This is a genomic window from Streptomyces aurantiaciflavus (genome assembly GCF_049808595.1).
GTDB lineage: Bacteria > Actinomycetota > Actinomycetes > Streptomycetales > Streptomycetaceae > Streptomyces.
The window spans coordinates 194,527-207,466 of record NZ_JBNCAQ010000003.1; the positions used below are offsets into that span (position 1 = coordinate 194,527).

A 12,940-nucleotide genomic window follows, 5' to 3' on the forward strand; every position below is an offset into this window, starting at 1 on the left:
ATATGAAAGGTATATGCGGGCATCGATCCGGCGATATCTGACTCGGCCGCGTCCTCCGCCCACCGGACGTTCGCAGGAAGGTCGCCTTTCCCTGCTGAACCCGCGCAGCGCAGCCGGGCAGGTGTTCCTTCTCCAGGTCGTGATCGTGGTGCTGCTGGTCGTGGCCGCGATGGCCGCCATGGTGCTCCAGGCGGCGAACGACGCTCTGCAGCAGGCGCGCAGGGAGTCGGTCGTCGCGGCCCAGGCGTTCGCGAGTTCCCCCGGTGTCGTGCAGGCGTTCCACAGCCAGGACCCGACCGCGGTGCTGCAGCCGCGAGCCGAAGCGGCACGGAAGCGAACGGGCGTGGACTTCATCGTCGCGATGAGCACCGAGGGAATTCGTTACACGTACCCCTACCCGGAGGAGATCGGGAAGAAGTTCGTCGGCAGCATCGAAGAGGCGCGCGAAGGACGTACCGTCATCGAGCAGGCCGGCGGCCCGCCGCTGCCCGCGGGCAAGGGCACGGCCGTGCAGGCCGTGGTGCCCGTGACCGACTCCCGGGACACGGTCGTCGGCCTCGTCTCGGCGGGGATCACCGCCAAGAACGTGTCGGAACTGTGGCTGCCCCAGCTGCCCATCATCCTCGGTGCCGGCGCGGTGGCGCTGGGGCTGGCCACGACCGGTACGACGCTGGTGTCCCGGCGGCTGCGGCGGCAGACGCACGGCCTGGCGCCGGCGGAGCTGGCACGGATGTACGAACACCACGACGCCGTCCTGCACGCCGTGCGGGAAGGGGTGCTCATCACCGACGCCGACGACCGACTGGTGCTGGCCAACGACGAGGCGCGGCGCCTGCTGGGCCTTCCGGAGGCGGCGCACGGGCGCCCTGTGCGGGAGCTGGGGCTGCCGGAGAGGATCGAGTGCCTGATCACGTCGCCCGAGGCGGTGACCGACGAGGTGCATCTCGCGGAGGACCGCCTGCTGGCGGTGAACAAGCGGCCCACGTTCCCGCACGCGGTCCGGAAAGGCAGCGTGGTGACGCTACGGGACACCACCGAGCTGGCCGCGGTCTCGGGGCGGGCGCAGGTGGCGCGGGAGCGACTGAAACTGCTGTACGGGGCCGGGGGGCGGATCGGGACGACGCTGGACGTACGGCGTACGGCCCAGGAGCTGGCCGAAGTGGCCGTGCCGCGCTTCGCGGACGTCGTCACGGTGGATCTGCTGGACTCGGTGCTGCGGGGATCGGAGCCGACGGCCGAGGGATGGCGGCATCTTCGGCGTGTGGCGACCAGTGGGGCGCACTGGATGATGCCCGTGTACCGGGTCGGCGAAGTGGTCACGTACCTGCCGGGGACCCCGCAGATGCGGACGCTGCCGGAGGGACGGGCCGTGCTGGAGACGGACCTGCGGCAGGCCCACGGTTGGCAGGAGCAGGATCCGGAGCGCGCGCGAGAGGCTCTGGACCGCGGGTTGCACGCGCTGGTCACCGTGCCGCTGCGGGCCCGGGGCGTGCCGCTGGGCGTGGCGAACTTCTTCCGGGCGGGTGACTCCCCGCCGTTCGAACCGGAGGACGTGTCCTTCGCCGAGGAACTGGCCGCGCGGGCCGCCGTGGCCCTCGACAACGCCCGGAGATTCACCCGGGAGCACGCGATGGCGGTGACGCTGCAGCGCAGTCTCCTGCCGCGGGGGCAGCCGGACCAGGACGCGCTGGAGGTGGCCTGGCGCTATCTGCCGGCGGAGGAGGGGGTGGGCGGGGACTGGTTCGACGTCATCCCGCTGCCGGGCGCCCGAGTGGCGCTGGCGATGGGCGACGTCGTCGGCCACGGGCTGCACGCCGCGGCGACGATGGGGCGACTGCGCACCGCGGTGCACAACTTCTCCACGCTCGACCTCCCCGTGGAGGAGGTGCTCGGGCACCTCGACGACCTGGTCGTACGTATGGACAACGAGGAGAGCACCGGCAACGCCGCGGACGGCCACGAGGGTGAGGGCGTGACGGGCGCGACGTGTCTGTACGCGATCTACGACCCGACAGCGGGCACCTGCACGATGGCCCGCGCGGGACACCCCGACCCGGTGGTGGTGAGCCCGGACGGCACCGTCACCTGTTCCGACGCCCCGGCATCGGTCCCGCTCGGGCTGGGCGGCCACCCCTTCGAGACCACCGAGCTGGACCTGCCCGAAGGTTCCCGACTGGTGCTGTACACCAACGGCCTGGTGGAGGACCGCACCCGTGACCTGGACGTCGGCCTGGACGCGTTGCGTCGGGCGCTGGACGGCACCGGGGGGCGCACCGCGCAGGAGACGTGTCAGGCGGTGATCGACGCGCTGAAGCCGGCGCACGCCTCCGACGACATCGCGCTGCTCGTGGCGCGTACCCGGCTGTTCCCGCCCTCCTGCGTGGCCGAGTGGGACGTGCCGTCGGACCCCTCGGTGGTGCCCTCCGTGCGGTCGTACTGCCGGGAGAAGCTGCGGGAGTGGGGCCTGGAGGACACCGGATTCACCACGGAGCTGATCGTCAGCGAGCTGGTCACCAACGCGATCCGGTACGGATCACCGCCCGTCACGGTGCGGCTTCTGCACGGGCGCTGTGTGATCTGCGAAGTGTCGGACGGCAGCAGCACATCACCGCGCCTGCGACGGGCGACGACCTGGGACGAAGGCGGGCGGGGGCTGTTCCTCGTGGCGCAGTTCGCACAGCGCTGGGGAACGCGGTACACACCCCGGGGCAAGGTCATCTGGGCGGAACAGAGCGCCGACGCCGGCGGATCCGCCGCCGCGGGGCACACACCTGTGGACGTTCTGCTGGAGCAGTTCGGTGATGCGGCGTTGTGATGCGGACGGCCTGCTCGCCGGGTCCCAGGCCGCCGGCGTCCGCACCGCACCCTCGCGGCACCGGCACCGGCACCGGCACCGGCACCGGCACCGGCACCGGCGGCGGCGTCCCGCACGGACTCTGACGGCCCGAAGTCAGTAGCCCTGTGTCAGTAGCCCTGTCTCAATAGCCCTGTGTCAGTGGCCCTATGTCTGTGGGACGTCCTTGACGAACACGATCCCGTCGCTGCTCGCCAGGTGCGTCGGGTCGAGCGGGGAGTAGCCGAACCAGGGGGACACGCGGGGCGCGGGGCGCGTGTCGCCGAGGACGGCGGCCAGGCGCCGGGCGTCGACGACGCAGCGGTCTTCCGGGAGCGCGTACAGGAACCCTTCGACGGTGTCCGGCGGCGGGGTGTCCACGCCCTGGTGGCGGATCGTGCCGAGAGCCGTGGCCACGAAGGCGTACTCCTCGCCGAGCTGGGCGCTCACCAGCGCGCCGGCGCTCCACCACTCCACCGGCCCCTGCCACATCCGCATCGTGCTCTTCTCCCGCTGGAGGTGGGAGTTGTGGGCGTGTATGAGGGCCGGGCCCCGTTCGGCGATCGCGAGGAGATTGTGGGCCATCATCAGATCCCGCTGGCCCACCAGCCGGGTCATGCGGGCCGATGAGGTGTCGGCCATCCAGGAGTGGTAGCGCAGCAGGCCCGTCGCGGTGCGCCCGTACAGGCGCGCCCGGTCCCAGTCGTCCCGCGGGGTCGCCGTGATCAGGTGCGGCGTCTGCTGGTCGAGCAGCGCCACCAGATCGCTGGCGAGCAGCCGCAGTTCCCCGGCCTCGGCCGACTGCCCCACGGACTGGTCCGGGTCCATCATCGCCGCGGGATCGGTCCACCGGTCGTCGGCGCCGAGCAGGCGGTCGAGCGTCTCCGCGGTGCAGGGGAGCAGGTCCGGGTCCACCCGGTCCGAGAGGTAGCCGTGGAGTGCCGTGAGGGCCTGCCGGGGGCTCGCGGCGCCGGTGATCTCCAGCGGGCCGTCGAAACCGGCGAAGCGGAGCCGCTCGGACGCGGGCCGGCCGTCGTTGTGGGCGCGCATCCAGCGCACGAGTTCGCGGTTGACCGCGGACGCGCCCCACCCGTGGCTGAACCCGTGCTCCATGACGTCGTCGAGGGAGCCCGTGCCCGCGGTGACGTAGTCGTCCACGACCAGGCCCCTCATGCAGTCGCTCTCGATCGCGATCGTCCGGTAGCCCTCGTGCTCGACGAGTTGCCGGAAGAGCTCGTTGCGCAGTTCGAGCAGTGTGTCCTCGCCGTGGGTGGGCTCGCCCAGGGCGAGCAGCCGAGGCCGGGTCGGGAGCAGCCTCATGACGGCGGCAGCCTCGACGGCATGGGCGGTGTCCTTGATGTCGGTCGCCATGCCTTCAACGGTATCGTTGAACTCTCGGTTGAAACTTTTCCGCGCTATCGTCGGAAGCGTGGGGCGAAACCTTCAAAGCGATGAACGGCTCAGGCCGGTTGATCTGGCGCGCGGGCACGGTCTGTCGACGCAGGCGATCAGGAACTACGAGGAGGCCGGCATCCTTCCGGCGGCCGGTCGCACACCCCACGGCTACCGCACCTATACGCCGCTGCACGCACGGGCCCTGCGCGCGTTTCTCGCCCTGGTGCCCGGCCACGGTCACCCGACGGCGACGTCGATCATGCGGGCCGTGAACCAGGGCGCGGTCGACGAGGCGTTCCGTCTCATCGACGAGAGCCACGCACAGCTCCTCGACGACCGGCGGACCCTCCAGGCCGTGGAGCGCGCCCTCCGCGGCCTGGATCCCACGGCGGCGTCCCACCCCGGCACCGCGTCCGGGCCCGACGGCACGTTCATCGGGCCGCTGGCGGAGAAGCTCGGCATCCAGCCCGCGACGCTGCGCAAATGGGAGCACGCCGGACTGGTGCGCCCACGCCGCGACCGGCGGACCGGGTACCGCGTCTACGACGAGACCGACGTACGGGACGCCCGCCTGGTCCACCAGCTCCGGCGCGGCGGCTACCTGCTGGAGCAGATCGCCCCGCTGATCGCCCAGGTACGGGCGGCCGGCGGGCTGGAACCGCTGGAGGCCGCACTGGGCGACTGGCGCGGCCGGCTGTCCGCCCGGGGGCGGGCGATGCTCGCCGGGGCCGCCGAGCTGGAGGCGTACCTCCGCGAGCGGGGATGAGGGGGGTTCATAAGCCGCTCACGTAGTCTCCTCCGCAGAGCACGTGCGATGGCTGGGGGGCGCATGGACAGGCGGGGCATGCTGAGGCGTGGCGTGAGAGTCGGCCTGTTGATGGCTTGCGCTCCGAGCATTCCATGGGCCGCTCTCGCCCTGGCAGTCGCTCTGGTGGAATTCCTCAGGGGAGGGGACACGCAACTTGCCGCGCGTAACGTGCGGTACGGCGGGCTGCTCTTCGGAGGGAGCTTGCTGGCCGGTGTGCTGATGGGTTCGATTCTCGCTGGAGGACTGGCACTTGCCTCTCGCGCCGTCACCCGCGCATGGCGACTTGCTCTCGTAGGAGCACTGCTCGGAGTGCTGATCTTCCCTGCCGAGTTCCTGATCGTCGTGATAGGCACGGACGGGGCTTATGCAGCGTTGGGGACGACCCTTCTGGCATGGCCGGTAATGACGGTAGTGGCCGCCGCGCACAGCGCCGATGTCGTAGGCCGAACTCGCGCGCGTACATGGCTCTGGAAGCCTGGACTGGCGCAGAAGCTGGGGAGAGGCTGATAGCGCGCAAGAGCCCTAGCAGGGCAGTTGCTGCCCCCAGGGGTCGTCTCTGTTGGAAGTCGCCGAACGATATGGAGGGCAATGCGAGTCACGTACGACGCATCGGCGAACATGGCGTACATCTGTCTCGTCGACAGGATCGAACCGGGCGAGGCCGTCGAGCAGGTGGTTGCCGGAGAGGACACCACCGCGGTGCTCGACCTCGACTCACAAGGCCGAGTCCTGGGCATCGAATTGTTCGATGCCCGGCGCCGGTTGCATCCCGACCTGCTGAGCATCGCAGAGCAGATCGGTTGAGGGTCTGGTTGCCCGAGACGCCGCCTTTCCGGGGTGGGGAAAGGGACAAGGACCTTGGCTGTTCAGGCGTCTCAAAGGCGACGGCCCCGCAGGGCCTGTGCGTGCAAGACTGGGCGGATGTCAGAGGTCGCCTTCACCAGAGTCGCGCCCGTTGTCCCGGTCCGGAATCTTGACGCCGCTCTGGATCGGTACCGTCGTCTGGGCTTCGCGGCGCATGCCTATGAGGGGCCGGATCGTTACGGCTTCGTCGAGCGGGGCTCGGTCTCGATCCACCTGAGCGAGTGGGCCCAGCACGACCCTCATCACACCGGAGCCGTCGTCTACCTCTACGTGAGTGACGCTGACGCCCTCTACGCCGAGTGGAAGACCTCCGGCGTCGAGGGTCGCTTCGTCGAGCCTGCGGACACCCCCTACAAACTTCGCGAGTTCACGTACGTGGATGCCGATGGCACGGCTCACCGTGTGGGGTCCCCGCTGACACCTTGAGGTGCGCGTGCGGATCGCGCCGGCGCCACCGTAGCCGTACGCGACGCCAAGACCCTTCTCCAAGCTCTGCTCGAAGACCTTCGCCCAGCTCAACACCACGGAGGCGAAGGCCTCGTTGATCTGTCCCCTGCACGGCGTCGAGGGATCGGGTGACCATGCGAGCGGCCAGCTCCGGCTTGGTCGCGAAATCCGTATTGTCACCGAGGCCGGCGGCCCGGCAGCGGTCGGGATCCGAGGTCCAGGAACGCGGAACATAGAGTTCCCGGTCCACTGTGGCGTGCCCGCGGCGGCCGGCGTAGACCAGGTAGACGGGCGACCTGGGCGTTCTCGGTCCTGCCCGCGGTGCCGGTGTACTGCCGCTGGACTCCAACGGTGTCGGTGTCTTTCTTCACGTCTCCGGTCTCGTCGACCACCAGCACCGCCTCGTCGTCGTGCAGATGCTCCACCACGTAGTCACCCACTTCGTCGCGGACCTGGTCGGCGTCCCACTTCGCCTTCCGAGCAGGTGCTGCATGCCGTCCGGGGTCCTGTCCCGGCCCACTCGGCGATGGTCCAGCAGTTCTTGCGCGGCAGGTCCGACAGCAGGCCGAGTACCAACTTCCGGGCCCGGCGTCGGGATTCGACCCGTGTGAAGCGTCCCGCTATCCGGCTCATCAGGCCCTCGAACGCCTCCTGCCGGCAGGCGGGGTCTACGCTGTGACCTGCGGCCACCGCGTGATCGTTTGTCTTCACACACCGATGATCAACGGTGGCCGCACCCGTCTCCACACCGCGTCAGGTCGCGCAGCGTCTGCCTGCCGTCCTGTGTATCGGAGGGCTTGTGCAACGTGGCGAAGTCTGGTGGGTCCAGTTCGACGAGCGGAGGTTGGTCGTACTGCTGTCGGGAGACGACGGGTCCGGGTTCCAGGTGATGCAGGTCGTCGCTCCGGCGGGCCTCGACATCAGCGGTCTGGGCATCGAAGTGACGGTCGGCGCCGGTGAAGGGCTGCCGCTCGAAGGCGTGCTGCGGCTCGCGTTCCCGCGTCCAGGCTTCACCCCGTGCACGTGGCTGACCACCGTGGCCCGGGACGACCTGATAGAGCGGGCGGCCGTCCTGTCCTCCAGGAAGCTCAGCGAGATCGACGATGCCCTCCGACTCGCTGAACAAGCACAGGAGCGGACCCCGGCAACGACCGCGAAGCTCAGCGAGATAAGGGACGCCCTCCGTCGCGGTGAACTCGGGTAGAGGGAGAAGGAGTCGACGCCCGCGACGGCATGGGCGATCTCGGGCGAGATGATCCACGCTGGACACCTGCCGCCTCGACGCCCCTCACCATCGAGATCACGATCTACGGCTGGAGTACATTGCACTCGAACCACACCGTCTTCCCGCCCCCGGACGCCGGCGACACCCCCCACTTGTCCACCACCGCATCCAGCAGGAAGAGACCCCGCCCGCTCTCCGACTCCAGCTGCAACTCGGCTGGAGCCGGGAGCAGTTGGCCGTAGCTGTCCTTCACCTCCGCCCGGATCCCCGTCCCCTGCTTCAGCAGAAGCACCGTGCAGCGGCGGTCCGGGACGTGGCGGACGACGTTGGCGATCAGTTCCGTCATCGCCAGTTCCACCGTGTCCGTGAGTTCCTGCAGGCCCCAGTCCTCCAAAAGCGAGCGGGCGATGCTGCGGATGTGTTGGGCCGAGTGGGTGCCGGCTGTGAGGGTCAGGCGGTACTGGGTCGTGACGGGAGGGGTGAGGACAGAGGGAAAGTATTCGTTCACGGGACGAGGATGACCTGGCGCAACTACTGTGGGCTACTGGCTGGATACAACCCGTCCAGGTGTGGGCAGTGCTGCGTGAGAGGGGCTCTGCGTGACCCATATCAACGTCCTTGATCCCGGCGCTTCGCCGCTCGACTACTACGGGTTCGAACTGCGGCGGCTACGGGAGGCCGCCGGGCTTACGCAGCGGCAACTCGGCGACATCCTCAACTACACCGGGTCGTTGGTCGGTCAGATCGAGACCGCCAGGAAGGTTCCGACCGTCGAGTTCAGTGAGCGGGCGGATGCGGCGCTGGTGACGGGCGGCTTACTCTCGCGGCTCGTTGAGCTGGTGCTTCGTAGTCAACTGCCGTCGTGGTTTCAGCAGGTGGCCGAGTTGCAGGCGCGGGCCACCGAGATCTACTCCTTCGAGATGGGCATGGTGCCTGGTCTTCTGCAGACCAAGGCCTACGCGCGTGCTGTGCTGGGGGCGATCGATCAGGCGGACCTCGACGACCGCACCGCCGTCCGACTGGCACGTCAGCGGATCTTCGAGAAGGACGAGCCGCCGCTGTTCTGGGTCGTCCTGAGCGAGGCTGCGCTGTATCAGGAGATCGGTGGTCCCCAGGTCATGCGCGAGCAACTCACCCACCTGTTGTCCTTCCAGGACAATCCCCGGATCAACATCCAGGTGCTGCCGTTCTCGGTCGGAGGGCACGCGGGAATGACCGGCTCGTTCGACATCTACCGCTTCGCGAGCGACCCGGCCATCGTCTATACGGAGGGCTACGGCAGCGCGCATCCCACCGCCAACCCGGTCACCATCAAGGACTGCTCGCTCCGTTACGATCACCTGCAAGCCGCCGCGCTCTCCCTCAGGGACTCGGCGGAGCTGATCCGGCGCGTGACGGAGGAACGCTATGGAGACCAACTGGCGTAAGTCCAGCTACAGCAGCGACCAGGGCGGCAACTGCGTCGAGGTCGCCGAACTCCCGGGCGCCACCGTAGCCGTACGCGACTCCAAGACCCCGGCGGGCCCGATCCTCACCCTCCGGCCCGCCGCCTTCGTCGAGTTTCTCTCCTGGGCCTCGGCCGCTACAGCCGCTGAATGATCGTCCCCGTGGCCAAGCCGCCCCCCGCGCACATCGTGATCAAGGCGAACTCCTTGTCCGTGCGCTCCAGTTCGTGAAGTGCCGTCGTGATGAGCCGGGCGCCCGTCGCTCCGACCGGGTGTCCGAGCGCGATGGCGCCGCCGTTGACGTTGACCTTCGACAGGTCCGCTTCGAAGACCTTCGCCCAGCTCAACACCACGGAGGCGAAGGCCTCGTTGATCTCGACGAGGTCGATGTCCTTCAACGTCATGCCCGCTTTGCCGAGCACCGCGTTCGTCGCGTCGATCGGGCCGTCCAGGTGGAAGTGCGGGTCCGCTCCCACCAGCGCCTGCGCCACGATCCGTGCCCTCGGCTTCAGTTTCAGCGCTCGTGCCATCCGTTTCGACGCCCACATGATCGCCGCCGCGCCGTCGCTGATCTGGGACGAGTTGCCCGCCGTGTGAACCGCCGTCGGCATGATCGGCTTCAGGCCCGCCAGCGCCTCCATGGACGTGTCGCGCAGGCCTTCGTCCTTGTCCACCAGGCGCCACATGCCTTGCCCCGCCGCCTGCTCCTCCTCCGTCGTCGGGACCTGGACGGCGAAGGTTTCCTTCTTGAAGCGTTCCTCGGACCAGGCCACCGCCGCCCGTTCCTGGGACAGCACGCCCAGCTGGTCCACGTCCTCCCGGCTCAGGCCCCGGTGTCTGGCGATGCGTTCCGCCGCCTCGAACTGGTTCGGCAGGTCCACGTTCCATTCGTCCGGGAACGGCTTTCCGGGGCCGTGCTTCGAGCCTGAGCCCAGGGGGACCCTGCTCATCGCCTCCACCCCGCAGCTGATCCCGACGTCGATGACTCCTGCCGCGATCATGTTCGCCGTCATGTGGCTCGCCTGTTGCGACGAGCCGCACTGGCAGTCGACCGTCGTCGCGGCCGTCTCGTAGGGGAGGCCCATGGTCAGCCAGGCCGTCCTCGCGGGGTTCATGGACTGTTCGCCGGCGTGGGTCACCGTGCCGCCGACGATCTGCTCGACCGCGTCGGCGGGGATGCCGGTGCGGCCGAGGAGTTCGCGGTAGGTCTCGCCGAGGAGGTAGGCGGGGTGAAGGTTGGCGAGCGCGCCGCCGCGCTTGCCGATGGGGGTGCGGACGGCTTCCACGATCACGGGTTCGGCGGCCATGGGTGCGGATCCTCTCGGGGGCGGCTCTCCTCCGGAACGGAACGTGCGGAACCAGACCGCGTCCCAGCGCCGCGTCACGGAACTAGAACACGTACTAGTTCTCCGTGCAGTCTGCTGACGTGATGTGCGTCACCGCAAGGGTCTTGCAGCCTTCAGGTGCCTGAACTACCTTCGCCCCACCTCTTTTCTGATGAGCCGTCAGAAAACGACGCCCGCAAAGCTGCCCTCTGGCTGGAGCTGCCCATGCACTGTCCAGCGCTTCCCGACGGGTTCGACTTCACCGACCCCGACCTGCTGCAACACCGTGTGCCCCTCCCGGAGTTCGCCGAGCTGCGCCGCGCCGAACCGGTCCGCTGGATCCCGCAGTCGGGGAACGTGGCCGGCTTCCAGGACGAGGGCTACTGGGCGGTGACCCGCCACGCCGACGTCAAGTACGTCTCCACCCACCCCGAGATCTTTTCCTCCACCCTCAACACCGCGATCATCCGCTTCAACGAGCACATCGAGCGCGACTCGATCGACGCCCAGCGGCTGATCATGCTGAACATGGATCCGCCCGAGCACACGCGCGTGCGGCAGATCGTGCAGCGCGGGTTCACCCCCCGGTCCATACGGGCGCTGGAGCAACGGCTCCGGGACCGCGCCGCCGCCATCGTGACGGCGGCGCGCGAGCACTCCGGGCCCTTCGACTTCGTCACCTCCGTCGCCTGCGAACTGCCCCTCCAGGCCATCGCCGAGCTCATCGGCATACCCCAGGACGACCGGGCCAAGATCTTCGACTGGTCCAACAAGATGATCGCGTACGACGACCCCGAGTACGCCATCACCGAGGAGGTCGGCGCCGAGTCCGCCGCCGAGCTCATCTCGTACGCGATGAACATGGCCGCCGAGCGGAAGCGGTGCCCGGCCAAGGACATCGTCAGCACCTTGGTCGCCGCCGAGGACGAGGGGAACCTCAACTCCGACGAGTTCGGGTTCTTCGTGCTCATGCTCGCCGTCGCGGGCAACGAGACCACCCGCAACGCCATCACCCACGGGATGCACGCCTTCCTCACGCATCCCGAGCAGTGGGAGCTCTACAAGGAACGACGGCCCTCCACGGCCGCCGAGGAGATCGTGCGGTGGGCCACCCCGGTCGTCGCCTTCCAGCGGACCGCCACCCAGGACACCGAGCTCGGCGGGAAGCTCATCAAGAAGGGGGACCGCGTCGGGATCTTCTACGCCTCCGCCAATCACGATCCCGAGGTGTTCGACCAGCCCGACGCGTTCGACATCACCCGGGATCCCAACCCTCACCTCGGATTCGGTGGGGGCGGGCCGCACTTCTGCCTCGGGAAGTCGCTCGCCGTGCTGGAGATCGACCTCATCTTCAACGCCGTCGCCGACGCCATGCCGGGCCTTCGGCTCGTCGGGGATCCTCGACGGCTTCGGTCCGCGTGGATCAACGGGGTGAAGGAGTTGCAGGTCAGCGCGGACTGACGCGGCCGGGAGACGGTGCGGCCCCTCACTCCTGGTTGAGGAAGTCGCTGCTGCCCAGTGTGGTGGTGGAGCCGTCCTCGCGTTGCACCGTGTACATCGGCGGGTCGCCGTCGGTGTGGACCTTGGTGATCGTTCCGATCGTGGGGTTGAGAGGGGCCGTGAGGTTGAGCAGGTCGCTCATCTCCGCGTCGTGGAACATGATCTGGTCACCGACCTGGTAGTCCGGCACGGCTGCTGTCTCCGTTCCTCGTTCCTTGTCTGCACCGCGTGTACCAGTACCGCGTCGCCTCGCGCGTCACGCGTGCCGTCGCTCGGTCGGGTCAGCCGGTCAGTCGCGGCCGGACGCCGTCACCGCCAGGACGCCCGACGCCGGCGCCGCGATCAGGAGCGGGACGGCCGGGCCGTGGTGGAGCAGCAGCCATGCCGGACACCGCGTGCTTCGGGGGCGGGGCCGGTGCTCGGTGACGGCTCGGTGGGCATCCGCTCAGTGGACCACGCGCGGGTACGGAAACGGCGAAAGCGGCGGCCCCGGGGATCAGGGGGCCGCCGCTTCCATGAGCCGGCGTCAGTGTGCCGTGGCGGGCGTGGCTCAGTACCAGCCGTTCGCCTGCCAGAAGGCCCAGGCGCCGGCCGGGCTCCCGTAGCGGGAGTTCATGTAGTCCAGGCCCCACTTGATCTGGGTCTCCGGGTTGGTCTTCCAGTCGGAACCGGCGGAGGCCATCTTCGAGCCGGGGAGGGCCTGGACGAGGCCGTAGGCGCCGGACGAGGCGTTGGTGGCGTCGACGTCCCAGCCGCTCTCGTGCTCGACGATGTTGCTGAACGCGTTGAACTGTGCGGCGTCCGGGATCATCTTGTGCGCGATCGCCTGGGCCTCGGAGGCGGAGGACGCGGTCGGGGCCGCCGCCTGGGCGGGCGCCGCGGTCAGAGCCATGCCGGCGGTGGCGGCGGCCACGGCGACGGCGGTGAGGGTCTTCTTGGGGGAGGCGATGCGACGGATGAAGGAGACGGACACGGAGAACCTTTTTCCTCGGGGGCAGTGGTGTCGCGGCATGCCGGGGTCACGCGGTGCGTGGCCGCACCGCGTGGTGTGCGGTGGGGGGCTGCATGCGTCGGCGCCGAGGCCCGTGGGGCTCGTCG

The 12,940-nt window shown here is 69.2% G+C and carries 13 protein-coding genes and 1 pseudogene; 8 read left to right on the forward strand and 6 right to left on the reverse strand.

The features are described 5' to 3' along the window. Positions 1–13 precede the first annotated feature (13 nt). Entirely contained in the window at positions 14–2,815 is a 2,802-nt protein-coding gene (locus tag ACPT94_RS04330) for a SpoIIE family protein phosphatase (RefSeq protein WP_425245143.1), read from the forward strand. Positions 2,816–3,001: 186 nt separating this feature from the next. Here the strand turns inward: ACPT94_RS04330 and ACPT94_RS04335 are convergent, their stop codons facing one another. After that, complete coding sequence (locus ACPT94_RS04335; protein WP_425245144.1) at positions 3,002–4,204, reverse strand: erythromycin esterase family protein; 1,203 nt, start codon at positions 4,202–4,204, stop codon at positions 3,002–3,004. 58 nt (positions 4,205–4,262) lie between these two features. Here ACPT94_RS04335 and ACPT94_RS04340 point away from each other — a divergent pair, with 58 nt between their 5' ends. From ACPT94_RS04340 to ACPT94_RS04350, 3 genes are all read left to right on the forward strand, one after another. Beyond that, entirely contained in the window at positions 4,263–4,994 is a 732-nt protein-coding gene (locus ACPT94_RS04340; protein WP_360348000.1) for a TioE family transcriptional regulator, read from the forward strand. A gap of 630 nt (positions 4,995–5,624) precedes the next feature. Then, complete coding sequence (locus tag ACPT94_RS04345) at positions 5,625–5,840, forward strand: DUF2283 domain-containing protein (protein WP_360348003.1); 216 nt, start codon at positions 5,625–5,627, stop codon at positions 5,838–5,840. 117 nt (positions 5,841–5,957) lie between these two features. Beyond that, positions 5,958–6,326, forward strand: coding sequence for a bleomycin resistance protein (locus ACPT94_RS04350; protein WP_425245145.1), 369 nt, complete (start codon positions 5,958–5,960; stop codon positions 6,324–6,326). A 133-nt stretch (positions 6,327–6,459) separates the two neighbouring features. Here the strand turns inward: ACPT94_RS04350 and ACPT94_RS04355 are convergent. After that, a pseudogene (locus ACPT94_RS04355) lies at positions 6,460–6,980 on the reverse strand (IS701 family transposase); the annotation flags it as partial. 166 nt (positions 6,981–7,146) lie between these two features. Here ACPT94_RS04355 and ACPT94_RS04360 point away from each other — a divergent pair. Further along, complete coding sequence (locus ACPT94_RS04360; RefSeq protein ID WP_425245208.1) at positions 7,147–7,551, forward strand: type II toxin-antitoxin system PemK/MazF family toxin; 405 nt, start codon at positions 7,147–7,149, stop codon at positions 7,549–7,551. Positions 7,552–7,654: 103 nt separating this feature from the next. On the opposite strand, the gene ACPT94_RS04365 is transcribed toward ACPT94_RS04360, so the two are convergent. Beyond that, on the reverse strand, positions 7,655–8,080 hold the full coding sequence (locus ACPT94_RS04365) for an ATP-binding protein (protein ID WP_425245146.1): 426 nt from the start codon (positions 8,078–8,080) through the stop codon (positions 7,655–7,657). Between the two features lie 91 nt (positions 8,081–8,171). On the opposite strand from ACPT94_RS04365, the gene ACPT94_RS04370 reads away from it, so the two are divergent. Together ACPT94_RS04370 and ACPT94_RS04375 are read left to right on the forward strand one after the other, a co-directional pair. Next, complete coding sequence (locus ACPT94_RS04370; protein WP_360351168.1) at positions 8,172–8,999, forward strand: helix-turn-helix domain-containing protein; 828 nt, start codon at positions 8,172–8,174, stop codon at positions 8,997–8,999. Continuing rightward, on the forward strand, positions 8,980–9,171 hold the full coding sequence (locus ACPT94_RS04375) for a DUF397 domain-containing protein (protein WP_360351170.1): 192 nt from the start codon (positions 8,980–8,982) through the stop codon (positions 9,169–9,171). The genes ACPT94_RS04370 and ACPT94_RS04375 overlap by 20 nt, the downstream gene beginning before the upstream one ends. Here ACPT94_RS04375 and ACPT94_RS04380 read toward each other — a convergent pair. Then, a complete protein-coding gene (locus ACPT94_RS04380; RefSeq protein WP_360351173.1) occupies positions 9,155–10,324 on the reverse strand; it encodes a steroid 3-ketoacyl-CoA thiolase in 1,170 nt (389 codons plus the stop codon). The two genes, ACPT94_RS04375 and ACPT94_RS04380, sit on opposite strands and share 17 nt — an antisense overlap. A 243-nt stretch (positions 10,325–10,567) precedes the next feature. On the opposite strand from ACPT94_RS04380, the gene ACPT94_RS04385 reads away from it, so the two are divergent. Beyond that, positions 10,568–11,803: a cytochrome P450 gene (locus tag ACPT94_RS04385; protein WP_425245147.1), complete on the forward strand. Its 1,236-nt coding sequence runs from the start codon at positions 10,568–10,570 to the stop codon at positions 11,801–11,803. Positions 11,804–11,828: 25 nt separating this feature from the next. Here ACPT94_RS04385 and ACPT94_RS04390 read toward each other — a convergent pair whose 3' ends face one another. Together ACPT94_RS04390 and ACPT94_RS04395 are read right to left on the reverse strand one after the other, a co-directional pair. Further along, positions 11,829–12,032, reverse strand: a complete 204-nt coding sequence (locus ACPT94_RS04390) for a hypothetical protein (RefSeq protein WP_425245148.1) — start codon at positions 12,030–12,032, stop codon at positions 11,829–11,831. A 360-nt stretch (positions 12,033–12,392) separates the two neighbouring features. Next, positions 12,393–12,815, reverse strand: coding sequence for an aggregation-promoting factor C-terminal-like domain-containing protein (locus tag ACPT94_RS04395; protein WP_425245149.1), 423 nt, complete (start codon positions 12,813–12,815; stop codon positions 12,393–12,395). Positions 12,816–12,940 lie beyond the last annotated feature (125 nt).